The following is a 25,434-nucleotide window of genomic DNA, read 5'->3' as shown; positions in this document are numbered from 1 at the left end:
ATTTGAAAATGGCAAGTTCATTAACTATGAATGAATCATTTGGACGGGACGCGGCGCAGCCTGGGCAGCGAAATTTCAGGTCAGCCAGAGATTTCTGGTTGGCCTGTTTGATTGAATTGAGACGAGAATCATTATCAATTATAATAAGCCTAATCGTTGCGCCGCAGCGACACGTTTTTGGAAGTTGAGGTGAACCGGATGAACTGGGACGATCATATCGAATTGTGGCATCGGGCCAACGTCAGGATATTGGATATTCGGCGCAAGACGATGAGATTCGGAGAAACGCTGCGAGCCTACCGTTTGCCTGCAAGCGGGTTTCTGTATACGACGCGGGGCGGCGCCAGGATAGGGCTGGACGGAACGGAATACCTGACCGAGCGGTTTCACATACTGCACGGCGGCAAGGGAATGTGTCTGGACATAGAGCCGCTGGGGGAGCTGCTGGAATACGATTTGATTCTGTACAAGGCGACGCTTCCTGATCCGCATCGCCGGGAAATCCAGTCGCTGCTGGAACGCGAAAATCCTTTTTCCATACAGTACGGCTTTGTTCCGGGGCATCCGCTTGTCCTGTACGATCGGGTCAAACAAATGGAGCTTTATTGGCGGCAGTCCGCCGCGCTGGAGAAGCTTCAGGCGAGAGGAATCTTGTATCAGTTCATATATGAACTGCTCCGACAACTGCAAGCGCAAAATATTTCGGCGGTAAAGCCGGACATCGTAAGCCAGGTGCGGCGTTATATCGACGAGCGATACACCGACCCGCTTACGCTTGATGATTTGGCCCAACTGTTTAATTACAGCGCGAGAAATTTGTCCCGACTGTTCAAGCAACGGACAGGGTACAGTCTGATCGATTATACGATCCGATTGAGGATGGACCAGGCTCAGGCCATGCTCGTCGGCACCGAGGCGGCGATCCAGGAAATCGCCGAACAGGTCGGTTACAAGGACCGCATGTATTTTAACCGCATTTTCAAGAAGCATGTCGGGATTTCTCCGGGGCGGTACAGAGAGAGCGGACAGAGCCGGACGGATCGTCCAATTCCATTGTCCCGATCGTCCATTGTTCCCGCCGCGGCTCTCCGTTACACTCGTACTGATAATCATTATCAATACAAGCGTAGCAGAGAAGGGGAATTATCTATGTATCGCAGTGCTAAACCATCTTTGGCGGCAGTTATGCTGCTATGCGTTGCCCTGTTGCTTGGCGCGTGCCAGACGGCATCGACAAACGGAGGTTCGCAAACGCCGGCGAATTCGATTTCCGGACCGACGGCAGCCGAGAACGGCAGTGCCCAGACGCAGAACGGCAGCGTAGTAAACGGAACTGAGACTGTAACCTACGCCGCGGTGAACGGAGAGGTGCAAATTCCGAAAAACCCGCAGCGCATCGTGGCGGTGGCGGGCGCTTACGTCGGCCATTTGCTGGCGCTTGGCATTCAGCCCGTGGGCGCCGGAGGAGAAGCGTTCGACAACAACTATATCAACGGACAGCTGGGTGAGGTTGAAAACATCGGAGAGGACGCTTCGCTGGAGAAAATTTTGGAGCTGGAGCCGGACCTGATCATCGTATGGAACGAACCGGAATATATTGCGAATTTGTCGAAAATTGCCCCGACTGTCGCGATCGATTACGGAACGCCAGTGCGGGAACAGATGCGCGAGTTCGGGAAAATGACGGGCAGGGAGGCGCAGGCGGAGGCCTGGATCGCTGCATGGGACCGGAAGATCGACGAATATAAGCCGGAAATTACCGCTGCGTTGGCCGATAAAACCGTATCCGTTTTTGACGCATCCAGCGCGAAAGAGGTTTATGCTTACGGCAATTTGGGGCGGGCGGGAGATATTCTGTACAGGGAGTTTCAATTGAAGGCGCCGCCGATCATTCAGAAGGAGGCCATAGACAGCGGTCAAGGCTGGGCCCGCCTGTCCTTGGAGATGCTGCCCGAATATGCGGGGGATTACATCTTTATCAGCGGATGGACGGGAAATGCCGATCCGGAAGCCGTCTTTGAGGGACCGATCTGGGACAATCTTCCCGCCGTTAAAAACAACCGCGTGTTTAGAAACGACGGAAGAGGATTTGTGTACAGCGATCCTCTATCTTTGGAGGCTCAACTGGAGTTTGTTGTCGATAGTTTGCTGCCTTGACGGCGCAGCGGCTGCCTTCGCCCGGCTTCTTCGGGCGGAAGGCAGTTTTTGTTTGACATTGCTCCGCCTTTTCCTTCATGATGATAACGATAAGGAGGCTGCGAATAGATGGATACGGAACAGGAATACATTGTGATTAAAGCCAAGGACAGCGGAGTGCAGGTCATCGGATTGACGAGAGGACAGGACACGAAGTTTCATCATACGGAAAAGCTCGACAAAGGCGAGGTGCTGATCGTTCAATTCACCGATCATACGTCCGCGATGAAAATCAGAGGCAAAGCGGTCATTCTGACGAAGCACGGAACCGTGGAGACGGACGTCTGAATAAAGGGGGGCGGGGCGGAGGCATAGCCTGCCCTTTTTATATGTACAATGGGTAGGGAGGAACTTGCTTTCCGAACGCCGACGAAAAGGGGAAATCTCCATGCCCATCCGCCGCTATGCTTCCTTGGCCGCCCTCGGTTTGGCGGCATTCGCGGTCGTTCTGCTGCTCGGTCGGCTGCCTTCCGCCGAACGCCAGCTGAACGACCGCCTGTCGATCGTATCCGTCTTCGAGCCCGAATCGGCCGGCTGGCTGACGGACGACCGGCTCGTGGACGCGATGGCGGCGATTCCGCTTGCCAACCGGCCGCTTAAGGTGGTCTGGAATCACGGCATCCTGGCGGTCGATCTTCGCAACGACAAGCCTGACGTCCTGCAGCGCGACCTCGCTCTGCTGATCGGCTATGCTTATGCGGACGTCCGCAACGTCAAGCAGGTGCTGATCCGGGTATTCGAAACGCGGGGAGAGCGGAAGACGCTGCTGCTCGCCGCGGAAACCCGAAAGACCGATTGGACGGACGACAACCTGGAGAAACTGAGTCTCTGGACGGAGGACTTGGCGACCGCGCCGCCCGAACGATGGCCGAACGTACGTTGGACGATTACGTCCGAAGGCCGGCGGCGGCTCGAAAATTTTGCAAATTCATGAACAAAGTCCTTGGCTTATGCGAGCTCGTCGAGGATATGTTATAATAGTTGGGATAAACGTCGTTAACGGCGGCCTGGCAGCTAGTTCGGAGGCGGAAGCGATGAGCAGAACACGAATTGACCAATTGGCGAGCAAGTATATGAACCATGATATGATCACCCTGCATACGGAATTGCCCGAGTTTCCGAAGGGCCGGATTTCGTTGTTATACACCTTGTTGAGCCATCAACCGCTGACGGCTTCGCACAAGGATTTGCTGTCGGTCGTCACGACCCTCGTACAGATGGGTCTGGATACCCACGACATGGTCGAGAACGCGTCGGGCGCGGCGGAGGTGGGGACGCAAGGCATGCGCACCCAGCAGCTTCGCGTGCTGGCCGGCGACTACTTCAGCAGCCGTTTCTATCACCTGCTGTCCCAAGCCGGGCAGATCGAGACGATTCGCCGCCTGAGCGAAGCGGTCTGCGACATCAACCGGCTGAAGATGAGCTTCTACAGCAAGCTCAACCAAATGAAACTGAACGCGGAAGAGTACCTTCATATCGGCGCCGAGCTGAGATCCGGGCTGTTCCTGTCGTTCACGAGCATCATGAACGGACTGCATGCCAAGCTGTGGCCGGACATCGTGAACCGCTTCAGCCGCTGCGAGCTGCTGCTGCAGGAGATCGGCAGAGTCGAGCGCACGTCGTCGCTGGCGGACAGCTGGGGCGTATGGCATATTTTGCAGGAAGGCTCCGAGGAGGATCGCCGGCTCCTTGCCGACGGCAAGGAGGATACGGGTCTGCTCAAGTCGCTGCTGCTCAAGTACGAGGTCGTCGACAAGCTGGGCGCGCTGCTCAGACAATCGACCTCCCAACTGCAGACGCTGATCCAAAGGCTCCAGTCGGACAAGCTGATGAAGGAGCTGCAGCCGCTGCTCGAGCCTTTCCTGAACGCGACGGGGCAGCAGCGGGCAACCGCATTGAAGGAGCTGGGATAGACAGAATGATGGACGCGAAATCGAAAGAGCGGCACGTGCACGAAGTATTCGAACGCATCGCGCCTAAATACGACTTGATGAACGATATCATCAGCTTCAGAAGGCACAAAGCCTGGCGCCGGTTTACGATGCGCAAGATGGACATCCAACCGGGCCAGTCGTCGCTGGATCTGTGCTGCGGCACGTGCGACTGGACGATCGCGCTGGCCAAGGCGAGCGCGGGCGGCCCGACGGTAGGCCTGGATTTCAGCCGCAACATGCTCGATATCGGGCAGACGAAGGTGGACAAGTCGGGCTACGGGCAGCAGATCACGCTGGTCCAGGGGAACGCGATGCAGCTGCCCTTCGAGGACAACACGTTCGACTTCGTGACAATCGGCTTCGGCCTGCGCAATGTGCCGGACATCGTCAAGACGCTGAAAGAAATGAAGCGGGTCGTCAAGCCCGGCGGCAAAATCGTATGCCTGGAAATGTCCAAGCCGACCTGGCAGCCCTTCAAGAGCATTTATTATTTTTATTTCGAGAAAGTGATGCCTTTATTCGGAAAGTGGTTCGTCAAAAGCTACGAGCAATACCGGTGGCTGCCGGAATCGCTCGCGACTTTTCCCGATCTTCAGGCTCTCGCCGAGCTGTTCCGAGAAGTCGGCATGCGCAACGTGAAGGCCTATCCGTTCTTCGGAGGCGTGGCCGCGCTGCATATGGGAACGAAAGGGAATGAAATCGTATGATGGCCAAGGTGCGCATTTTTCTGGAAATGATTAAATTCGAGCATACGCTGTTCGCGCTTCCGTTTGCGTATGTCGGCGCCATTCTCGGCGCGGTGACGGTCGAGAAGCGGCTGCCGGAATGGAGCGAGTGCGGCTGGATTCTGCTGGCGATGGTCGGCGCGAGAACGGCGGCGATGGGGCTGAACCGGCTGATCGACAAGGCGATCGACGCCCGCAATCCGAGAACGGCCAATCGCGCGATGCCTGCCGGATTATTGAAATCGACCGAGGTTATCGTTTATATCGTTATTTCGTTTGTTTTGCTGTTTTGGGCGGCGGCCAAGCTGAACCCGCTCGCGGTTAAGCTGCTGCCTATCGCTGTGTTCATGACCGTTATTTATTCGTATACGAAGCGTTTTACGTGGGCCTGCCACATCGTGCTCGGGCTGACGCTCGGTTTGGCTCCGCTCGGAGGATGGGTCGGGGTAACCGGCGGCGTCACCTGGGAAGCGATCATCCTGTACGTGACCGTTGCGCTGTGGAGCGCCGGCTTCGATATTATCTACGCCTGCCAAGACGTGGAATTCGACCGCAAGGAAGGCTTGCATTCGATTCCCGCCCGGTTCGGAATCGCCGGCGCCCTCTGGATCGCCCGCGCGTTCCATGTGCTGACGGCCGTCGGGTTCGCGCTGATTCTGGCGCTGACCGATCTGAGCTGGTGGTACTTCGCGGGAATGATCGTCTCGGCTGCGCTGCTGCTGTACGAGCACCGGCTCGTCAAGCCTAACGATCTGAGCAAGCTGAATGCGGCGTTCTTCACAATGAACGGCATTTTGAGCGCGGTTATTTTCGTCTTTACGTTTATCGATCTGGTGGTGATTCGATCGTGGTAAGCCATCCTGACCAATCCGCGAAGCGCTGGGTTGTCGGCATTACCGGGGCCAGCGGGGCCATATATGGAGTGACTTTGTGCCGGCAATTGTTAAATGCCGGTTTTCATGTGCATCTGGTCGTATCCGATGCCGGGTGGCGCGTGATGAAGGAAGAATTGGGTTGGAACGTTACGAATCGGTTAGAATGTATAAATACGGCGTTCGATTCCGCCCAGGCGGAAGGGCGCATGACGTACCATCCGCTGAACGATATCGGCGCGAGCATCGCCAGCGGCTCGTTCCGCTGCGAAGGGATGGCGATCGTGCCGTGCTCGATGGGTTCGCTGTCGGCGATTGCCAGCGGCGCCTCTACCAATTTGCTTACCCGCGCCGCGGACGTGATGCTGAAGGAGGGCCGCCCTCTGCTGCTCGTACCCCGGGAGACGCCGCTGAGCGCTATCCATCTGGAGAACATGCTCAAGCTGTCCCGTCTCGGCGTGCGGATCATTCCGGCCATGCCGGCCTTCTATAACGGACCGCAGACGCTGGACGACGTCGTTCGCTTTATCGTCGGCAAAACGATGGACAGCATGGGCGTCGAACACAATTTATTTCGAAGATGGGGATCGCCCGATGAATAATGCGAATACGCGGCCGATTCGGCTCGGCCGCATCTCTTATACGAACGCGTGGCCGGTGTTTCATCATTTCGATCCCGCGCGGCTGCCGTTCCCGACGGAAGTCCATTCGGATATGCCCTCGACGCTTAATCGCAAGCTGAGAACGGGGGACATCGATTTGGCGGCGATCTCGTCCTATGCGTACGGGATATCCTCCGACTCCTATTATCTGCTGCCCAACTTGTCGGTCAGTTCGTTCGGCAGGGTGCAATCGATCCTGCTGTTCCTGAAGTCGCCGCTGGAGAAGGTGCTGCACGGCACAATCGCGCTCACGACGACTTCCGCCACTTCGGTTAATTTGCTGAAGATCATCATGGAGAAGTTTTACGGCGGCAAGCCTGTCTACGAGGATGCGGAGCCGTCGCTGGAACAGATGCTGGAAAACGCGGATGCCGCACTGCTGATCGGGGATCACGCGATCCGCGCGTCCTGGACGAACCACGGGTACCGGGTGCTCGACTTGGGAGAAGTGTGGAACATCTGGACCGGGCAATGGATGACGTACGCGCTCTGGGCGGTGCGCAAGGAGACGGCGCTCCGCTATCCCGAGGCGATCCGCGAAATCTACGAAGGCCTGACGGCCAGCAAGAGCTTGTCGCAGGAGAACATCGGGCCGGTCGCGGACAAAGCGCTTGCCCAGATCGGCGGCACGGCCGACTACTGGAACGGATATTTCGGCAGCCTGCGCCACGATTTCGGCGCGGAACAGAAAGCCGGGCTCAAGCTTTATTTTCAATACGCGAAAGAACTGGGGCTCATGGACGGCGAGCCCGACATGGCGGAATTGCCGCTGCCCTACCTTCTAGATAACCTATCCAACCGCAGGTGAACTTATGAAATTGATGCAGCTCTACGCTTCGTTAAAATCCGAATTGCAGGCGATTGAAGATCAGATGGCGCTCACCGTCACCTCCGATCTGCCGCTCCTGAGCGAAACGTCGCTCCACCTGCTGAAGGCCGGCGGAAAGCGGATCAGACCGGTGCTTGTGCTGCTGGCGGGCAAGTTCGGCGACTATTCGCTGGAGACGCTCAAGAAGGTCGCGGTGCCGCTCGAATTGATCCATATGGCGACGCTGGTGCACGACGACGTGATCGACGACGCCGATACCCGCCGCGGACAATTGACGGTGAAGTCGAAATGGGACAACCGGATCGCCATGTTCACGGGGGATTATATTTACGCCAAGGCGCTGACGGTCGTGACCGATCTGGAGCAGCCGCGCATTCACCAGATTTTGTCCGGGACCATCGTTCAGGTGTGCATCGGCGAGATGGAGCAGATCCGCGATTTCTTTAACGTCGACCAGAGCGTGCGCAATTACTTGCGAAGGATTCGGCGGAAAACGGCGCTGCTCATCGCCATCAGCTGTCAATTGGGCGCGGTGGCGACGGGAGCCCCGGCCGCAATCAGCAGCGCGCTGTACCGGTTCGGCTACAATCTGGGCATGAACTTTCAGATTATGGACGACCTGCTCGACCTGTGCGGCACCGAGAAGGCGATCGGCAAGCCTCCGGGAAGCGATCTGAGGCAGGGCAACATTACGCTTCCGGTGCTGTACGCGTTGCAGGAGGACGCGCTGCGCGGCCGTCTGCTCGCGGAGATCGAAGCGATCAAGGCCGGCGACGGGCGCTCGGATTCGTCCGCGGCGGTGAAGCTGGTGCGTTCGAGCCGAGGCATCCGCGAAGCGGAGCGGATGGCGGACCGTTATATCGCCAAAGCGCTGCGCGCGCTGGATACGCTGCCGGACATCCCGGCGAAGCGGAATTTGGCCGATATCGCGCGATTTGTGGCGAAACGAAGCTACTAGGCTGTGATCGGCGGCATTTTTTGTGGTAAAATAGACAATACACAAGCAGGATGAACTTGGAAGGGGGAGAAGCATGGAAAGAACCTACTTGATGGTAAAGCCGGACGGCGTGCAGCGCGGTCTGATCGGCGAGATCGTCGCGCGTTTCGAGCGCAAGGGCCTTAAGCTGATCGGCGCCAAACTGATGCAGGTGTCCCTGGAACGGGCCGAACGGCATTACGCGGAGCATAAAGGCAAAGATTTCTATGAGAATCTGCTCCGGTTTATTACGTCGGGACCGGTATTCGCGATGGTGTGGGAGGGCGATCAGGCGGTGGCGCATTGCCGGGCGCTGATCGGCAAGACCAACTCGCTGGAAGCCGCGCCGGGAACGATACGCAGCGACTTCGCCGTACATACGAATTTCAATTTGATTCATGGCGCGGACTCCCTGGACAATGCGGAGCGGGAGATCGCCATTTTCTTCTCGGAAGACGAACTGGTGTCCTACGACAGAGCGATACAGGCGTGGATATAAGGGAGAGAGCAGAACGTCATGGGAGACATTCGTTCCGTTCCGGACGCGAACACGGACTTTACCGGGGATGAGGATTTTTCGCGGTTCGTCGCGAATATCAAGAAACTAACCTCCATCGATCTGTCCCAGTACAAGGAAAGTCAGATGCGTCGCCGGCTGACGACGCTGCGGATGAAGCACGGGTTCCGGTCGTTCGACGAATATTTCGCGGCCTTGACCGCGGAGGCGAGACTGCGCAACGAATTTCTCGATCGAATGACGATCAACGTCTCCGAATTTTGGCGCAATCCGAATCGCTGGCAGGTGCTGATGGAGAAGTTTCTGCCGCAGATGATGGAGCGCTCGGCGCGGCTGAGCCTCTGGAGCGCAGCTTGCTCTACAGGGGAAGAGCCGTATACGCTGGCGATGATCATGGATTCGCTCGGGGCGCTCGACAGAACGACGGTGCTGGCCACCGACATCGACGACGGCGTGCTTGCCAAAGCCCGGGAGGGCATCTATCTGGAGCGTTCGCTGCGGGACGTGCCGGCCGAGTTCAAGACGAAGTATTTCGCTCCGGAGGACGGGGCGTTTCGCATCGACGGCCGGTTGAAGAAGGCGATCAAGCTGCAGAAGCAGAATTTGCTGCTCGACGCGTTCGGCGGGCCGTTCGATATGATCGTATGCCGCAACGTGATGATCTACTTCACGGAAGACGCCAAGCATATTTTGTACGGCAAATTCGCGCGGGCGCTGAAGCCCGGAGGCCTGCTGTTCGTCGGCAGCACCGAGCAGATTTTCTCTCCGGGACAGTATGGACTGGAGACGGCGGATACATTTTTCTACAGACGCGTGAATTGAGGTATGTTAACTAGGCTCCCAACCGATAATAAGGCTAATCAAGGCCATGCGGAGGGTGTCTATGGACAAACGCAAAGTGATCGCGGCTTACCGGCGAGGATTGATATCCGTTCAAGAATGCGCGCAAATATTGGGCCTGGATAACGTTGAGCTTCTCGGGCATATGAGGGGACCGGAACCGACGCTATCGAAAGCCGGGAAGAAGTAGTCCGTCCGAATCGCGACGGGCTCTTTTCTTGTCAAACGCTTTAACGCTGTACTATAATGAGGAAAGATAGGCACGGGTTTGCGTGGATAAAGGGAGGAACCGGAGTTGAGTTTACGTTATTTGACCGCGGGAGAGACGCATGGCCCGCAGCTTACCGCTATTATCGAAGGATTGCCGAGCAATCTGGAATTGGATTTCGAAGCGTTGAACTTTCAATTGCAGCGCCGTCAGAAGGGGCACGGCCGCGGCCGCCGCATGCAGATCGAGACCGATACGGCGCAGATCGTAGGCGGCGTGCGCCACGGACGCACGACCGGCGCCCCCGTGGCGGTCATCGTGGAGAATAAAGACTGGAAGCACTGGACCTCGGTCATGAACGTCGAGCCGGTCGAAGGCGGAGACGAGACGAAGCGCCGCGTCTTCCGTCCTCGTCCGGGACATGCGGACTTGAACGGCGGCTTGAAGTACAATTTGCGCGACCTGCGCAACGTGCTGGAGCGCTCCAGCGCCCGCGAGACGGCGGCCCGCGTCGCGGTCGGCGCGATCGCGCGCCAACTGCTCGGCCGGTTCGGCGTTAAGGTAGCCGGACATGTCGTCTCGATCGGAGGGATCGAAGCGGCCGCGCCGAATTTGCCGATCGACGAGCTGATCGCGGTGACGGAGGAGTCGCCCGTTCGGGTCGCGGACAAAGAGGCCGAGCAGAAGATGACCGAGCTGATCGACCAGATGAAGAAGGACGGTGACACGATCGGCGGCGTCGTCGAATGCATCGTCAGCGGCCTTCCGGTCGGGCTGGGCAGCCATGTGCAATGGGATCGCAAGCTGGACGGCCGCATCGCGCAAGCCGTCGTCTCGATCAACGCCTTCAAGGGCGTCGAGGTCGGCATCGGGTTCGAGGCGGCTCGCATTCCGGGCTCGCAGGTGCACGACGAAATTTTGTATTCCGAAGAGAAGGGCTTCTACAGGGGCTCCAATCGCGCGGGCGGGTTTGAAGGCGGAATGACGACCGGCGAACCGATCGTCGTGCGCGGCGTTATGAAGCCGATTCCGACGCTGTACAAGCCGCTGGCCAGTGTGGATATCGATACGAAGGAAGCGTTCACCGCGCAAGTCGAACGCTCCGACGCCTGCGCTGTTCCCGCGGCGAGCGTCGTGATGGAGCATGTCGTCGCCTGGGAGGTCGCGAAGGCGTTCCTCGAGAAGTTCGGCGGCGATTCCGTCGAAGAAATCCAGGCGAATCTCGACAACTACTTGAAACAGGTAGAGGCTTACTAATGGCGGGCGAGACGAGAGAGCTGACCGTAGAGCTCGGGGAGCGCTCCTATCCGATCTATATCGGCACGGGACTGATCGCGGAGCTGGGACGGAAGTTCGTCGAGCGCGGATTTCCCGTCAAATCGCCGATTCTGCTGATTACGGACAGCGCGGTCGAAGGGCTGTACGCGTCCGCGGTCGAAGAGAGCCTTCGGTCGAGCGGTTATACCGTCGAGCGGGCCGTCGTGCCGTCCGGAGAGTCGTCCAAGTCGCTGGAGATGCTGGATCTTCTCGTCGAGCGGGCGCTGAAGGCGGGGCTGGACCGCAAGTCGACCGTTATCGCGCTGGGCGGAGGCGTCGTGGGCGACTTGGCGGGCTTCGTCGCGGCTTCTTACATGCGCGGCGTGAAGTTCGTGCAAATTCCGACGACGATCCTGGCGCACGACAGCAGCGTCGGCGGCAAGGTGGCCGTTAACCATCGGCTGGCGAAGAACATTATCGGCGCGTTCCATCAGCCGGAATTCGTGCTGTACGATCTCGACACGCTGGCGAGCTTGCCGATTCGGGAAGTGCGCGCCGGCTTGTCCGAGGTGATCAAGCACGGGCTGATCTGGAACGCGGAATTCGTGACGTGGTGCGACGACAACGCGGAACGGCTGCTGGCGCTTGAGCCGGACGCGCTCGGCTATGCCCTGTACGAAGGCTGCCAGGTGAAAGCGATCGTCGTCTCGCGCGACGAACGGGAGAACGACTTGCGGGCCATCCTGAACCTTGGGCATACGATCGGGCATGCCCTGGAGGCGGTCGCCGGCTACGGCGAGCTGCTGCACGGCGAGGCGATCGCGATCGGCATGGTCGGCTCGGCCAGACTGGCCCGCCGCTTCGGCTATTCCGCGGACATCGAGGAGACGACCGAGCGGCTGTTCCGCAAGGTGGGGCTGCCGGTCCGCATTCCGGACAGCTGTTCGACCGAGGCGATTCTGAGCGCGATGCTGCACGACAAGAAATTTTCCGAAGGCGATATGGTCTTCGTCGTGCCAACGGCGATCGGAAGCGTGGAAATCCGACGCGACGTTCCTTCCGCATGGGTGACGGACATTGTGAACGGACTAAGAGAGGGGAAATAATCAATCATGAGCGTTAGGGGAATCCGCGGGGCCATTACGGTCGAACAGAACGAGGAGCTTCCGATTCTGGAAGCGACCATCGAGCTTCTTAACGGGATCGTCGAAGTCAACCAACTCGATCCGGAGAATATTGCCAGCGTGTTCGTTACGGTCACGCAGGACCTGGACGCCACGTTCCCTGCCAGAGCGATCCGCCAGATGGCCGGATGGGAGCTTGTGCCGCTCATGTGCTCGATCGAGGTGCCGGTCAAGGGCAGCCTGGAGAAATGTATCCGCTTAATGGTGCTCGTGAACACGGACGTCGCGCAGAAGGACATCCGCCACGTCTACCTGAACCGGGCTCAAGCTCTTCGTCCGGACTTGGCGGCGAAGTAATCGTATGAACGTATAGAAAATCCTCCTCGACCTGTTAAAGGCGCGGGGAGGATTTTTTTGCGTTATTCGGGATTACGAAGCCGCGTGAATCTGAAACTGTACGTCGAATTTGATCATGCCCGGCTCTTCCAGGCTCAAACGAATCGTTCCTTTATATTTATGAACGAGTTGTTTCACGATCGGGAGCCCCAGCCCGGAATGCTTGTCTTTCGTGGAATAGCCCGTTTTGAAAATATCGGCCGAGTTTTCGCCGCTTAGCTTCCCGGTATTGGACACGACGATGTGAAGACGGTTATTCTGAACGCCGATGCGCAGAAGCACATGTCTACTGTCGTTCGGAGAGTCGGCAACGGCATCGAACGCATTGTCGAGCAAATTCCCGATCAACCGAACGATGTCCAAAGAACGGACGCCTGACGGCAGACGGGAGAGGTTTTCGCAATGGTAGGTGAATTGAATATGGCTTTGTTGGGCCAGCATCGTTTTGGAATGGATCAACGCCGATACGGTTGGATGACCGATCAGCAGAAGGTCGTTCGTGATCGTTACATCGTCAACCAGCTCTTGGGTGTAGTTGCGGAGCTCGTCGTATTGTCCCAGAACAACCAGCGCATGAACGGTATTCAAATGCTTCAGCAGATCGTGGCGCTCGCCCTTGATCGAGGTCATCAACTGATTGATTTCGTCCAAATGCTTGATTTGCAGCTGGCTCAGTTTCCGATCCCGCGACTTCATGACAAGGTGAATCAGAATAATGACGGCGGCAATCGATAGAATCGTAACCAGGCTGTTCGTGAAATGCAGAAGCGAATATTCGGCGGGCGCTTCCAATACACGGGCGGATAAATACAAGTAGATGTTGTTCAATAAGACAAGAACGATTACTACCGCAAGAGTGGACAGAATAAACGATTTTTTCATCGTAATCCTCCCGAGATCGCGTTTGGCGCTTAGCGATTATTGAGCCGATTAAACTGTTCGATAAATTCCTTCTCCTGATAGCGGCCTAGCGGAGCGGTCCTCGTCGTTCCTTTGAAATAAATGGTGAATCTGCGCTGGCTATTGTCGTGAAGCAGAACTTCTTTCGTAACGCCGCTGACATGACGGATGTTGACGAGAAATCCACGAATGGATTCGTAGATCAGTTCCGTCGTCTGGTTTTTGATCTGGTGAATCGTCGAATTGCTCGATAACACCTCTCCGTTCGTCAAATAGATGTTTATGTTTTTCTTGTTGTTTTCTTTCTCCACCATGAGGATCGATTCTTCGGTGATGGGATAAATCTTTCTGGAGGTCTGCACTTGGATGAGGCGAGTGGATGCCGATTCGGAACGATTTTGTTGGAGCTGCCGCCCGTTGATTTCCAATATTTTGTCCACGGCCAGCTGCCAACGCTCCCGCTGCAATGGCTTTACGACATAAAAAGCATTGATTTCATTGACGGCAGTCATAATGTTCATAGGATCGGTGGATCCGGTAACGAAAATAATATAGGGCTCATAGTCCAGCTGTGTCCTGATTTGCTTGGCCACCTCGATCCCGGTTAGATCTTCAAGCTCAATATCGAGCGTGATCAAGTTAGGCCTATGCTCCTGAATAAGCGCGAGCACCTCCGTGCCCATTCCGGTTTCCGCGACGACCTCGATTCCGCTTTCCTCGCAATAAGCTTTCAATAATTGCCGCACATAGACGATATCTTCGGCTAATACCGCACGCAACATGGGTCTCACATTTCTATTCCTTTCGCAGAACTGTATTCCAATATATACATATCATAGCAAATGTCATTCCCGTTTTCACCACGAAATGCATAAATATTACAGGATTCGACCCTAAAATTAACCTAAAGAGGCATTTCATGCCGATTTATTGGCATTTCGCGTCATCCCTATTTAGACCTACATTCCGTTTCCATATAATAGTCGGTGAATAGGTATATGGAAATAGATTTCAAGACCGAAACGAGCGGGGGCTAAATGACTAAGACGGCAACTTCCATTTTGTTGTTGATCGCGCTGCTGCTGGGTGCCTATTGGTGGTCCCAACAACACAAGCCGGCGATCGATCCGGCGCTGCTCAGCGTCGTTCGCAATTACGCGCTGGGGGCGGACGGGATCATTGAAGATCCGACAGGCGCGCTGGGAATCGAGAGCAAGGAAGACGTTTATTTTACAAGGAACAAAAAAGAACTGTCCATCCACTACGGCAAACAGAAATTTATCATCGATATCGACGGTTACGGCGATGAAGTCTCCGAGTATTTACGGAAACTGGGAATATCCATCTATTCCGACAAGCAGGGGAGCCTCGTCGTCATGTTCAAGGGAGAAGCGGTGACGGAATATGAATAATCGCGCCGGGATATGGGGCGGATTGCTGATGCTGATCTTTCTTCCGGCTTGCGCCCAAGCCGATTTGAAGACTGGAAGGGCCGTACCGCCGACTTCGGCACATGCTTTTCCCGAAGTCGGCGGAGCGGACGTTATCGTTATCCGAGAAGCGATGGCAGGGGATAAGCATTTCCGCAAGATCGCTCAAGGTGGCATCGTATATGTGGAAGATATGAACGAAAACAAGCAAACCTTCCTTTATCCGAAGACTGGCAAAGAGAAGCCTGCGTTCGAGTCAAGGGCGCCCGCGGCGGCTGCGGGATTCGTTCGGCTCGACGACAGCGGGCTGGTCGATCCGCTCAGCTTGAGCATAGGCATTCAAGCGTCCATTCCGTATACGTACGATGCCGTGCCGGATCAGACGTTCGTGTATTTGGAAACGTTGAAAGGGGATGGCTGGGAAGTTGCGGCATTCTACAGCGATGCCGGGTTTCTGGATTATTACTTGCGGAAGAACGAAGCTCTGGCGCGAATGATCGTGCTGGATCGCAGCTTCAAGGTGCTATATCCGATAAGAGGGGGATTTCCGGAGCCCCTGACGTTCGTAAGCGATGGATGACGACTTGGAGGTAGCCTGAATGAACATGGAATGGAACTGGAAATCGATTCTTATCGTCTCGTTGGCCGCGGTGGTGTTTTTGGGAACGAATATCGGACAATATTATGCCATCTGGCAGCCGAAGCAGGAAAAGATGAAGACGGCATACGAAGGACAAATCGACGATCTGCAAGCCAAGCTGGACGCCATCGGGCCAATGGTGCCGATCTGGACGGTCGCGGAAGACGCTCCGGATTTGTACCCCGGCAAAGTTGTGGAACACAGCGACCTGGCCTATCAGGAAATTCCGGAATCTCTGTTGAATAGGAGCTTTATTCTCGAGCCGGATACGATTGTCGGAAAATATTACAAGATCGCCTTGCACGGCGGAACGCCGTTGAGTATGGATCTTGTTATGAACGAGCCGCTGGAAGATACGATAAGGGAGTTCGATGTCGTGGCCAGCATGTTGCCGATCGGACTGAAGGTTGGGGACTACGTGGACTACCGAATCGTCTATCCGCTGGGCGAAGATTTTATCGTGCTGACGCATAAGAGAATCGAAGCGATTAACGACAAGACGATCAAGTTCAAGCTCAACGAAACGGAGATTCATTATTATCAAGCGGCTTTGATCGATTACCTTCTGAATAAGGACAAGGGCTCGATTCTGTATATGGCCAAATACGTGGAGCCGGGATTGCAGAAGCCCGCGACCGAGTACTATGCCATTCCGGCGAATATCGAGGCGGTTATGCTTGCCGATCCGAACATCCTTGAGAAAATCGACGGGGACATGAACGCGACGATGAGAAAGTTGATCGAAGCCGGCATCGGCAACGTATCGGACGAAGACGGCAATAAAATCGCGTCCGGTCGCAGCGAGATCGCGGGTAAGATCGACAGCGGGGACAAAGAGGCCAAAGATCAGGAGAAGGCCCGCCTGGAGGATCAGCAGAAGCAGCAGGAACAAGGGCAAACGCAGCAGCCGTATGTCCCTCCCGAAGACACTTCTTCGAATTTTGAAAGGGGGGTCGTGGAGTAATGCAAATCGGCGTGTACGGCTATACCGACAAGCGTCCCGTCATTTACGCTCTATTGAAACTGTTGCAGGCGACCGGGGATGTGGCATTGTTCACCAATAACAGGCATTACAAGCGATTGCTGCAGCCTGGGGAATCGCAGGGCCATTTCGCCAACATCATGATCGCCGTATCGGACGCCTCTCCCGACGAAATATACGAAGAAATCGGCTATACGGCGAACGATTTCGAACACGTGGTCTTTGATATTCAAGATACGATACCGGACGATTTATCTCTTGTCCTGCACGTGAAGAGTTATGCGCCCAACGAAGACGAGCAGTCTTTTCTGGAATTGCTCGGTTCCTGTCACACGATTAAGTTGACCTACGACGGCAAGCGGGAAAAGGAGGCCATCAACGTAGCGCCTCTTACGACCCTGTGGAAAAGCGTGGAACGAATCGAGACCTATCGATTGCTTCTGGCTTCGCCTTCCAAGGAATTGAACCAAGGCTTGGCTGCCTTGATGGCAGCTCATCTGAATATGAGCGTCAAGAATACGCGTCTGCTGCTGACCCGGAGGTGGGGGAAATGAAGATCGCGGTGATTTCTCCCGATCGCAAGCAAGGGGGGACAACGGTCAGCGTTCTGCTGGCGGTGGCGCTGGCCCAGACGCAGAATATCTCGACTTGTCTGACGTATACGGGCAACAACAATACATCGCTGGCCGGTTTTCTGGGCCTAAAGCCGGCGGAAGACAAAACCCGCAATCTGACCCAGGTCATTAAGCTACTGGAAGCAAACGCGATATCGGGGGAAGAGATCCGGGATTATTGCATTAAAATTCCGGACGTTCCGAACTTGCAGCTGATGGATACCGCTTCGGAGACGATCTCGGATGCCGACAACAGCAAGCTGCTGAAATTCGTGATCGGCAATATGAATCACGACATGGTCGTAACGGACGTCGCTACGGAAATCTACGACGATATCTCGCGGGCGGTCATCGACAATTCGGATTTGGTCGTGATGGTGCTGACCCAATCGAAGGAAATCGCGGAGAAGCTGAAATATTGGGAAGCGGCCGGAGTGATGGATTACCTGAACCGGAAAGGGCTTGTCTTTATCGTTAATCAGTACGACCCCTACGTCGAAGCGTTCCGCGATACGACGAAGAGGATGGGGCTGAGGCATAGACGGTGCGCCAAAATCAGCTATAACGCCTTTGTAAAGCGGACCGGCAATATGGGGAAATTGCAAACGATTCTTCCTTATGTATTGGGCAAAGATCCTCGCGTCATCGAACTGAACAACGATTTGAAGGAAAGCTTGCTTGTCGTTCTGGCGAATCTGGGCCGAAGGACGATCTGGCCGCAGCGCTGAATTGGGGACCGCATAGGGGAAGCGCCGGATGGGAGGGATACGAAAGTGAAGTTGAATACGCTGCTTATGGTGCTTACGATTCTCGGCATTCTGCTCCTGCTCGCGATTCTTTATTGGAGGGCCAAACGGGAGAAACCGGATATTGAGCAGTCGGACAAGCTGACAATGGAACGATTGCTGGAGATCGTCAAATACAGCTTGGCCGATCTGATCAAGGATGAGAATCTGGCGGGACTCGCGGATGAGGAATTCGAAGCGATGTACAAGCGCAAGGCACGCATCCAGGAAGCCATGCAGAACTGCGTATACGGCATCGATTCCGCGAAGCTGATCGTTCAGGACCTGATTCGCAGCGTTATCGCTGATGTGCTCAAGACGGAGGAAGATTTGGCGGAGGTGTTCGATTTCGATAGCAGTTACCTGGAGCCCCGGGTGAAGTTCGAGATTTTGATGTACTTCTACAAGAAGGAATTCGGCAAGGATGCTTTGGCCGAAATGGTCAACGAATACCGCTTGGCCAGAGAACGTTACGAGATCGAGGACAAGAGCCAGCCGTCCTATCTGGTTTCCGAAGAAGATATCGACGCCATCTACGCGGAGAAAAAATATGAGCTCACGTATCCTGTCAAACTCGATTTGCTTTCGGTGCTGATCTATCAAAAGTATAAAGGCTTCGGCGTTATCGATACGCTGCGGGAAATGAATATCAATGGTTTCAACTGCGGTACTTCGGGCTCCATTCTCAGCGCGCTGCTGAATAAGGACAAGAAGGTAGCGAAAGCGCCGGCTTCCGTCTGGCTCTACTATAACGGGAAATACATCCACTTGCGATTCCTGTCGTTCCATACGGAAGAGGAGCTGCGCCGCGTCGTCCAGCTATTGTGCCGTTACAATAATCCGGGACCGTTAACGGAGAAAAGGGGATACCTGGTCAATACGATGTACGATAAATCCCGGGTGCTCGCCCTCCGTCCGCCCGCGGCCGAGTATTGGGCCGTATTCGTCCGCAAGTTTACGCTCAGCGATTCCTCGCTGCCGGCGCTGATCGACAAGCCTTACGTCAATAAAGCGTTTCTGGCCATTAATCTGGTCGCTTACTTGATGATGGGACAAGTCACATGTGGTTTTACGGGAAGGCAAGGCGCGGGCAAGACGGTCATGATGACGGCGGCGGTTCGTTACATCGATCCGAGATATACAGTCCGGGTGCTGGAGATGGCTCCGGAGATGTACTTGCGGGAGCTGTACCCGGAAAGAAACATTTTGTCCGTGCAGGAAACCGAGTTCGTCTCGGCTTCGGAACTGCAGGATGCGCTCAAGAAATCGGATGCCGCCGTATCGATCGTCGGGGAAGTGGCGACGGACGCGATCGCCGCGCGAATGATCCAGATGGGGCAAGTCGCTTCGATCTTTACGATCTTCTCCCATCACGCGAATCTGGCCGAGCAGTTGGTCTATGCGATCCGGAACTCGCTCGTCAACGCGGGAGGTTTCACCGGCAATATGATCACGGCAGAGCAGCAGGTTATCGATGTCATTCGGGTAGATATCCATCTGAACTACACGACGGACGGACGCCGCTATATTGAGCGAATTTCCGAGATCGTCAAATTGGATGTCAGCGTACCTTATCCCGAATACGATTCGAATAATCCGGTTCATTCGATGAACCGCATTACGAAGGAATATTATACCCGGCAGACCGATCGCAAATCGTTCGAGACGAGGGATATTCTGAAGTACAACTTGGAAACCGACACTTACGAGACGTACGACTGGTTTACGACAGAACTGACCCAGAAAATGCTGGATGTCATGCCGCAGGACAAAATCCATGAGTTCAAGTCGTTTATTCTCGATAACTGGAGGCTCTGATGATCTTCCTCCTGATCGCAATTTTGTTAACGGCGGTACTGGGCATCACGCTGGTGATTTTGTCGGACCGGAAGAAGGCGCGGGCCAGGCAGGCGGGAACCGTGCGCAAGAAGCAGCGGCTCGTTTCCCTGTCCACCTATTACCGGCTGAACAGATGGCTGGACGAATGGTTTCTGACGCGGGGCGGCTATCGCAAAGTAAAGATCAGAATCGCGGAGCTCTCTATCTACACGACGCAGGAAATTCAAATCCACTCGGTGCGGGTATACGCGATTTCTGCTTTTTCTTCGATCACGCTTATCGCGGCCGGAGCCATTATTTTCAAAGATTTGTTCTCCACTCTGCTCGTTGTGCTGTACGCCTTGGTGATGAACAACGTTCTAATCGGCAAGCAGGTCGACGCTGTTCATTTCAAGCTTCTAAAGCAGCTGTCGCTCTCGCTTTCCTCGCTTAGGCAGAACTATCTGAGGACGAATTCGATCTCCCAGGCGATTGCGGAGACGGAAGCGGGCTCCGAGCTGCATCGCGCTTTCGAAGATATTTACAACATTCTGACCGACGTCGACGGCAAGAAAAAGCTGGACGAGTTTTATGCGAAGACGCCGTTCAGACTGCTTTGCACGCTGGCGGGCGTCTGCTACATCCTGAACAACTCCGGAGATACGAAGCTGCGCGACGGCTCGTCCAACTTCCTTCAAGCGATGGGCATGATGGCCGACGAGGTCAATCTGGAGATTCGCCGGATTTCGCTGCAGAAGGCAAGATTCGGCATGCTCGAATATTTGCCGATCGCTCCGCTGCTTGCGATCGGAGTGATCGAAAGCTTCTTCACTTCCATTATTCCGGGAACATCGGTCATGTACAACGGCGTTCTCGGGTACGTCTCGCGATCGGTCATCCTGCTCGCTTCCATCGTCGGGTACACGATCATCGTTCGAATCAACAGCGCGGTTTCCGTCAAGAAAGACGATCGCAATCCTATCGTGCTGCGACTGCTCAGGCGGGAATGGTTCGCTCGCATCGTCGCGGACGTCATGCCTAAGAAACAATTCAAGAAGGCGCGCAAGCAGCGAATCATCAAAGGCGCCCTCAGCATGACCGATCTGCGCCACTTGTACGCCAGCAAGCTGGTGTTCGGATTCGCGGCATTCGCGGTCGCGGCCGTCTGTTTCTTTTTCGCCGTGAATTTGGGCAAGCAATTCATCTACGATAACGTGCGGGAAGTATCGCTCGTCAGCGGGGAGAAGCTGACGGCCGAGGACATCCGAATCCGGCACGAAATGGATCGATATTACCTTTCGCTGCCCGAGCGAATGACCGAAGGCCGGACGAAAGAGTTCGTGAAGGGCAAGCTTCCCAAGCTGCCTCCGTACGACCAGGACGCGCAGATCAAACGGCTGATGGAGAAGTACAACAGCTATTACAATACGTATTTCAAATGGTGGATGGTGCTCGTCTCGTTCCTGATTTCAGCGGCCGCTACGCAATTGCCCGAAGCGATGCTTAGAGCACGGGCTTGGCTCCTGAAGACGGAAAGCGAAGAAGATGTGCTGCAGTTGCAAACGATGATCTCGATTCTGATGAATACGTCCACCGACACGCTGGATACGCTGTACTGGCTGGAGCGGCAAAGCCGGGTGCACAAAAACGCGCTGCTGGACGCGTATCATGAATATCCTTCGAATCCGGATCTGGCGCTCAATCGATTGAAAGCGAAAGCCGTTCTGCCGGGATTCAAGCGGATGGTGGACAAGCTGCTGCTGACGATTCACCAGATCAAGCTGATCGAGGCTTTCAGCGATCTCGTCACCGAGAGGGACCACGTCATGCGCATTCGGGAAATCTCGCAGAATACGGCGCTCAACAAGAAACGCTCGATGGTCAGTCCGCTCGCGATGGCCCCGCTCGTGCTGACCGCCGTGCTCTATATTTTGCTTCCGCTCGGCATTCTCGGCTTCAAGGAGTTCGTGGCGGCGCTCGGCCATATCAACGGCTGACGAACAGGCGCGGGTCGTTGATCGACTACATGAAGGAGGTGATGGAGTACCTTGGAGAACGTGCCTTGGATTCCGCTGGTCGTATTGGCTGTACTGCTTGTCGCTGGAGGTTTGGTCTTCGTATTCGGCCGTACGAGGAGGTGAATCGGGCATCACGGGAACGTCGGATCTTGATTCGGTAAGATCGGTATTTGAAAATCGCAAAATATTAACTCGAGGAGTGAGTAAACAATGGAAGGCGAACTGGGATCGGGCGCGAGGATAGCCATCGCGCTTATCGTTATCGGAGTTATCATATCGGTCATCTTCGTTATTTTGGGATTTACGCGCGGGACGACGAATCAGGGCATCACGACGGTGCAAAACTCGATGGATTCGATGTCTTTAGCGCAATTCGAAGATTATGACCAGAAAGTATTGTCGGGCACGCAGGTCATCTCGGCGATCAAGCTGTTCGAAGGCCGTCCGGTTGCCGCGATCGTGCGTACGACGAAGTCCATGGGAATTACGACTCCGGGAACTGCCCCGACAGACGCGATGGCAGGTCATAATTACGGAGCCCTGCTTGAAGATGCAGCAGTTAACGACTATCAATTAACCGGAATGGCAAGAACGAACAACACCGACTCTTTTTATACGCATAACATAAGAGTTTCAGATAGTGGAAACATGACGTTCAACTCGGTCTATCTTCCGCTGACCCGTTCGGGCACGGATACGTTCGCCAGACCGACGGCCAAGTTTCTGGCCGAGCTGATCAAGGATACGACGGGCACGATCGTCGGCGTATGCTTTACGCAGCAGCCTTAATCGGGCGGCGCGTTCCATTTTTCATTCTGTTAAGCTCCATGAGCCCCGGTGAGGGACTCGTGGACGCTCCTAGAGCATGAAAAAAATAAAGGAGGCGGTCCGATGAACGAATGGTCGGCAACCGTATGGGCCAGCATCAGCGCGATGATGGCGGCGCTTGTGCTGACGTTGATCGTCGTTCTCGGCTCGATGGCCAGGGAGAGCGCGGAATTCCAGCACGAGGAAGATCAAGCCGTCGCGATCGCACAAGAGCACCGCAAGTATATCCAATACAACGAAGACGCCCGTCTGATGGCGCAGGACGTCATCTCGGCGATCGCGGAGTCGAAAGGATTCCCGGAGACGAGAGTCTTCTCGTCGCTCCCCAGTGACGATGGCAGCAACTACGACTGGAGATGGTATTCGCCAGGGAATCCTTGGCCAAGACCGCTGCCTGCCCCGGCTGCCGGAAGAGACTTTACCGATCTATCCGTTACCGACGTTACCCGTACGTTCGAATCGATCCCGGATTCCGCGCGATTCTCGGCGGAGCTGAAGAAAGACGAGAATGGGGCGATCGTCGGGATCTGGTTCAGGAGGCTTTAACATGGATAACGAAGTGAGCACCAGCTTGTCCGTAACGATCCAGATCATGATTGTCGGCGTTGTCGTCGGGATGCTGACGGTCTTCATGGCTTTAAGCCAAGGCTTCGGCCGGGATGCGACGACAATGGTGGCCGATACGCAAGCATTGGGCTACTTGTCCGAGCTGCGGGCGATGGAAGAGCACGGTCCGGTGCCTGCAGCCGCTTTGCTGACCGTATTGCGGAAGAGCGAGCAAGGGGTCCGTCATATCGGCGGCAACGCCTACGGGGTTTCGATCTCGAAAGAGGAAGATTTGGCGTCGATCCCGCTGCTGTCGAAGAAAGTGAGAATCTTGCTGATCCCGGTCAGCGATCAATACGATATCGAGATTTCGCCGGAATAGAGGAGGGGTGAAGGATGGATGAAGCGGATGACGCGTTCGACCTGATCAGCATCATTTTGGCACTGGCTCTGTTTACGCCGATTTTAATTTCATGCACGGTGCCTTTTCTGCGCGGTGAGGTCGGCGGATTCGGCGTCCAGATCGAGAAGACGGCCAGAATTACCGAAGATGTGATCGTTCCGAGAACGCCGCGGCCGACAAGCGCCGGCGACTTCCTGCTGATGCTGGCCGTCGCAGACCGTAACTCCCCGATCCCGCGAACACTCGAGATTAACGGCATGACATTCGAAATGGACGAAGCGTTTTTTATCAACAAGGCTTATGCGGTCGAGCAAGTCAGGGAGGCGCTGCCCCGGGACGAGGAGGTCGAAATCCGTCTGTTCGGCAATCCGACGCAGCTGGAGTATTGGCAGGTGAAATACGCTTCTCCATAGGATAAGCACGATGCGCGGTAGAGGAAAGCAGCCTGGCCTTAGCTTGAAGACGGGGGATGGATCATGACGGATCTCTTTAATAAAATACTGGGGGCTGTGCTCGCTTTTATCCTGCTGGCCGGTGCGCCGCTCATCATCAATACGATGAACCGGGATTTGACCATTCATCGCAGTGTGCTAAACGAGATGACGAATTTCATCGATAAGGTGACGGATAACGGAAGAATTACGGAGACCGATCTGGCCGATTTTCATTTGGGCATTTCTTCGTACGGTATGGCGATGGACGCGACTTTATCCCGATACATGAAGGTCACCAATCCCGACGGCGCGGGAGGCACCTATACGTCTTACGTCTATAGCGATGATATTACGACCTGGAACACCGGCGACATCCTTAAAGTACAGGTGCAGGCAATCGATTATACGGGCGCGCAGCGCATTCAGAATCGGATTCTCCACCTCTATCCCGCTAAATTCGATCAGACGCTGGCCGGCATGATCAGAAAGTAGGGGGCGTTATGGGAAGGAACTTCGGAATTATCAATCTGGTCTCGCTCGTTTATTTTGCGGCATTGCTGTTGGCGTATGCGAGTTACGTCCATAAAGAAAAGAACGAAATCGAACAACTCAAGCTGTCGTACGCGATTGATTACGCTGCGGACGCGGGCGCGCAGGAGCTGCTGAATACGGGCAGCCTGGATATGGACTACGCGAACAGCAAGGCATTCAGCGCGGACCCGCAGAAGGCGTTGGATACGTTCATTGACGTATTCTGCTTCAATTACGATATGCCGCCCACGGAAGCCAATCGGGCAATCGTTCGCGATTACATCCCGGTGGCGACGGTCGCGACATTCGATGGCTACTATATGGCGTCCCATAGACCCGTCGAATACGACCAAGCCGAATCGAACCCGGTCGAACAGAACGGTTTCGGTCAAGATTGGCAGCTGGTTTTCGGTATGAAGCAGCCGTATCGTTATCTGACGACTGCTGCGCGTTACGCCCTTAACATGGGAATGGATTACTCCTATCGCTTGTCCGACGACGGTCTTGAGAAATACGAAAATCTGCCTCCCAATGAATACGGGGTTACGATGACGCGCGAATACGCCATGAGATGGATCAACAACCTGGTATCCAACGAGATATCGGAAGAGGTCGACCGAATGAACGAATCGAACTACCGCTGGAAAAACCGCTTTTACGTTCCGAGCCAGCTTACTGGCAAGAACGGCGTCAATTCGATTGAAGGACCGAGCTTTCTCGTTCTCGTGCAAGGGGTGGATCTGACGACGGCCCGGCCGATCGACGGCTTTAGCGTATCCGGCGCGAAGATCGATATGGCGCGGATGCTGATCGGCTATACGCGCGATTCCGGGAAGTATTATGCTTTCGCGGATCAAGTTCCCGCGGGCGCGGAGGAGCCGGAAAGTGTATTCTCCACGATGAAGGAGGCGGCTGCGTCCGGCTATTCGTTCGACTGGAAATATATGAGGTAAAGCGTCGGGGAAAGGG

The 25,434-nt window shown here is 55.3% G+C and carries 30 protein-coding genes; 28 read left to right on the top strand and 2 right to left on the bottom strand.

The features are described from left to right. Positions 1–198: 198 nt before the first annotated feature. The 15 genes from ACFFT4_RS19885 to aroH all read left to right on the top strand — a co-directional run bounded on the left by ACFFT4_RS19885 (position 199) and on the right by aroH (position 12,497). Complete coding sequence (locus ACFFT4_RS19885) at positions 199–2,157, top strand: AraC family transcriptional regulator (RefSeq protein ID WP_378050563.1); 1,959 nt, start codon at positions 199–201, stop codon at positions 2,155–2,157. 108 nt (positions 2,158–2,265) lie between these two features. Further along, on the top strand, positions 2,266–2,484 hold the full coding sequence (gene mtrB / locus ACFFT4_RS19880) for a trp RNA-binding attenuation protein MtrB (protein WP_378050562.1): 219 nt from the start codon (positions 2,266–2,268) through the stop codon (positions 2,482–2,484). A 100-nt stretch (positions 2,485–2,584) separates the two neighbouring features. Then, on the top strand, positions 2,585–3,130 hold the full coding sequence (locus ACFFT4_RS19875) for a hypothetical protein (protein ID WP_378050561.1): 546 nt from the start codon (positions 2,585–2,587) through the stop codon (positions 3,128–3,130). Positions 3,131–3,230: 100 nt separating this feature from the next. Further along, complete coding sequence (locus tag ACFFT4_RS19870) at positions 3,231–4,109, top strand: heptaprenyl diphosphate synthase component 1 (RefSeq protein ID WP_378050560.1); 879 nt, start codon at positions 3,231–3,233, stop codon at positions 4,107–4,109. Between the two features lie 8 nt (positions 4,110–4,117). Beyond that, positions 4,118–4,837, top strand: coding sequence for a demethylmenaquinone methyltransferase (locus ACFFT4_RS19865; RefSeq protein WP_378050695.1), 720 nt, complete (start codon positions 4,118–4,120; stop codon positions 4,835–4,837). After that, entirely contained in the window at positions 4,834–5,709 is an 876-nt protein-coding gene (locus ACFFT4_RS19860) for a UbiA-like polyprenyltransferase (protein ID WP_378050559.1), read from the top strand. The genes ACFFT4_RS19865 and ACFFT4_RS19860 overlap by 4 nt, the downstream gene beginning before the upstream one ends. Continuing rightward, positions 5,703–6,329 (top strand): UbiX family flavin prenyltransferase, encoded by a 627-nt coding sequence (locus ACFFT4_RS19855; protein ID WP_378050558.1) that lies wholly within the window; start codon positions 5,703–5,705, stop codon positions 6,327–6,329. The genes ACFFT4_RS19860 and ACFFT4_RS19855 overlap by 7 nt, the downstream gene beginning before the upstream one ends. After that, positions 6,322–7,197, top strand: coding sequence for a menaquinone biosynthetic enzyme MqnA/MqnD family protein (locus ACFFT4_RS19850; RefSeq protein WP_378050557.1), 876 nt, complete (start codon positions 6,322–6,324; stop codon positions 7,195–7,197). Before ACFFT4_RS19855 ends, ACFFT4_RS19850 begins: the two co-directional genes overlap by 8 nt. Positions 7,198–7,201: 4 nt before the next feature. Next, a complete protein-coding gene (locus tag ACFFT4_RS19845) occupies positions 7,202–8,176 on the top strand; it encodes a polyprenyl synthetase family protein (RefSeq protein WP_378050556.1) in 975 nt (324 codons plus the stop codon). Between the two features lie 73 nt (positions 8,177–8,249). Continuing rightward, the gene (gene ndk, locus ACFFT4_RS19840; RefSeq protein WP_378050555.1) at positions 8,250–8,693 is read left to right on the top strand and encodes a nucleoside-diphosphate kinase; all 444 of its coding nucleotides are present in this window, start codon (positions 8,250–8,252) and stop codon (positions 8,691–8,693) included. An 18-nt stretch (positions 8,694–8,711) separates the two neighbouring features. Further along, positions 8,712–9,533, top strand: coding sequence for a CheR family methyltransferase (locus ACFFT4_RS19835; RefSeq protein ID WP_378050554.1), 822 nt, complete (start codon positions 8,712–8,714; stop codon positions 9,531–9,533). 61 nt (positions 9,534–9,594) lie between these two features. Further along, entirely contained in the window at positions 9,595–9,741 is a 147-nt protein-coding gene (locus ACFFT4_RS19830) for a hypothetical protein (RefSeq protein ID WP_378050553.1), read from the top strand. Positions 9,742–9,846: 105 nt separating this feature from the next. Beyond that, positions 9,847–11,016, top strand: coding sequence for a chorismate synthase (gene aroC, locus ACFFT4_RS19825; protein WP_378050552.1), 1,170 nt, complete (start codon positions 9,847–9,849; stop codon positions 11,014–11,016). Continuing rightward, positions 11,016–12,122 carry a 3-dehydroquinate synthase gene (gene aroB, locus ACFFT4_RS19820; RefSeq protein WP_378050551.1) on the top strand — a complete coding sequence of 369 codons (1,107 nt, stop codon included), beginning with the start codon at positions 11,016–11,018 and terminating at the stop codon, positions 12,120–12,122. Before aroC ends, aroB begins: the two co-directional genes overlap by 1 nt. 6 nt (positions 12,123–12,128) lie before the next feature. Next, positions 12,129–12,497, top strand: a complete 369-nt coding sequence (gene aroH / locus ACFFT4_RS19815) for a chorismate mutase (RefSeq protein ID WP_378050550.1) — start codon at positions 12,129–12,131, stop codon at positions 12,495–12,497. Between the two features lie 72 nt (positions 12,498–12,569). Here the strand turns inward: aroH and ACFFT4_RS19810 are convergent, their stop codons facing one another. Further along, positions 12,570–13,418: a sensor histidine kinase gene (locus ACFFT4_RS19810; RefSeq protein ID WP_378050549.1), complete on the bottom strand. Its 849-nt coding sequence runs from the start codon at positions 13,416–13,418 to the stop codon at positions 12,570–12,572. A gap of 29 nt (positions 13,419–13,447) precedes the next feature. Then, positions 13,448–14,218, bottom strand: a complete 771-nt coding sequence (locus ACFFT4_RS19805; RefSeq protein WP_378050694.1) for a LytR/AlgR family response regulator transcription factor — start codon at positions 14,216–14,218, stop codon at positions 13,448–13,450. A gap of 255 nt (positions 14,219–14,473) precedes the next feature. Here ACFFT4_RS19805 and ACFFT4_RS19800 point away from each other — a divergent pair, with 255 nt between their 5' ends. The 13 genes from ACFFT4_RS19800 to ACFFT4_RS19740 all read left to right on the top strand — a co-directional run bounded on the left by ACFFT4_RS19800 (position 14,474) and on the right by ACFFT4_RS19740 (position 25,418). Next, positions 14,474–14,848 (top strand): hypothetical protein, encoded by a 375-nt coding sequence (locus tag ACFFT4_RS19800; RefSeq protein WP_378050548.1) that lies wholly within the window; start codon positions 14,474–14,476, stop codon positions 14,846–14,848. Then, positions 14,841–15,446: a hypothetical protein gene (locus ACFFT4_RS19795; protein ID WP_378050547.1), complete on the top strand. Its 606-nt coding sequence runs from the start codon at positions 14,841–14,843 to the stop codon at positions 15,444–15,446. The genes ACFFT4_RS19800 and ACFFT4_RS19795 overlap by 8 nt, the downstream gene beginning before the upstream one ends. A gap of 19 nt (positions 15,447–15,465) precedes the next feature. After that, on the top strand, positions 15,466–16,470 hold the full coding sequence (locus tag ACFFT4_RS19790; RefSeq protein WP_378050546.1) for a CpaB family protein: 1,005 nt from the start codon (positions 15,466–15,468) through the stop codon (positions 16,468–16,470). Continuing rightward, positions 16,470–17,042: a hypothetical protein gene (locus tag ACFFT4_RS19785; protein ID WP_378050545.1), complete on the top strand. Its 573-nt coding sequence runs from the start codon at positions 16,470–16,472 to the stop codon at positions 17,040–17,042. The genes ACFFT4_RS19790 and ACFFT4_RS19785 overlap by 1 nt, the downstream gene beginning before the upstream one ends. Next, positions 17,039–17,830 carry a CpaE/TadZ family protein gene (locus ACFFT4_RS19780; RefSeq protein ID WP_378050544.1) on the top strand — a complete coding sequence of 264 codons (792 nt, stop codon included), beginning with the start codon at positions 17,039–17,041 and terminating at the stop codon, positions 17,828–17,830. The genes ACFFT4_RS19785 and ACFFT4_RS19780 overlap by 4 nt, the downstream gene beginning before the upstream one ends. A gap of 45 nt (positions 17,831–17,875) precedes the next feature. Beyond that, entirely contained in the window at positions 17,876–19,705 is a 1,830-nt protein-coding gene (locus ACFFT4_RS19775) for a pilus assembly protein CpaF (protein WP_378050543.1), read from the top strand. Beyond that, positions 19,705–21,702, top strand: a complete 1,998-nt coding sequence (locus ACFFT4_RS19770) for a hypothetical protein (protein WP_378050542.1) — start codon at positions 19,705–19,707, stop codon at positions 21,700–21,702. The genes ACFFT4_RS19775 and ACFFT4_RS19770 overlap by 1 nt, the downstream gene beginning before the upstream one ends. Positions 21,703–21,933: 231 nt before the next feature. Beyond that, positions 21,934–22,512: a hypothetical protein gene (locus ACFFT4_RS19765; protein WP_378050541.1), complete on the top strand. Its 579-nt coding sequence runs from the start codon at positions 21,934–21,936 to the stop codon at positions 22,510–22,512. 102 nt (positions 22,513–22,614) lie between these two features. Continuing rightward, positions 22,615–23,097, top strand: a complete 483-nt coding sequence (locus ACFFT4_RS19760; RefSeq protein WP_378050540.1) for a hypothetical protein — start codon at positions 22,615–22,617, stop codon at positions 23,095–23,097. Position 23,098: 1 nt separating this feature from the next. Continuing rightward, on the top strand, positions 23,099–23,479 hold the full coding sequence (locus ACFFT4_RS19755) for a hypothetical protein (RefSeq protein WP_378050539.1): 381 nt from the start codon (positions 23,099–23,101) through the stop codon (positions 23,477–23,479). Between the two features lie 14 nt (positions 23,480–23,493). After that, positions 23,494–23,913, top strand: coding sequence for a hypothetical protein (locus tag ACFFT4_RS19750; protein ID WP_378050538.1), 420 nt, complete (start codon positions 23,494–23,496; stop codon positions 23,911–23,913). Positions 23,914–23,976: 63 nt separating this feature from the next. Beyond that, positions 23,977–24,426, top strand: a complete 450-nt coding sequence (locus ACFFT4_RS19745; protein ID WP_378050537.1) for a hypothetical protein — start codon at positions 23,977–23,979, stop codon at positions 24,424–24,426. Between the two features lie 8 nt (positions 24,427–24,434). Then, positions 24,435–25,418 carry a hypothetical protein gene (locus ACFFT4_RS19740; protein WP_378050536.1) on the top strand — a complete coding sequence of 328 codons (984 nt, stop codon included), beginning with the start codon at positions 24,435–24,437 and terminating at the stop codon, positions 25,416–25,418. Positions 25,419–25,434: the final 16 nt, after the last annotated feature.

The sequence above is a fragment of the Cohnella cellulosilytica genome, assembly GCF_042431195.1.
Lineage (GTDB): Bacteria > Bacillota > Bacilli > Paenibacillales > Paenibacillaceae > Cohnella > Cohnella cellulosilytica.
The sequence above is the reverse complement of the archived record's forward strand: the minus strand, read 5'-3'. Positions and strand labels throughout refer to the sequence as shown.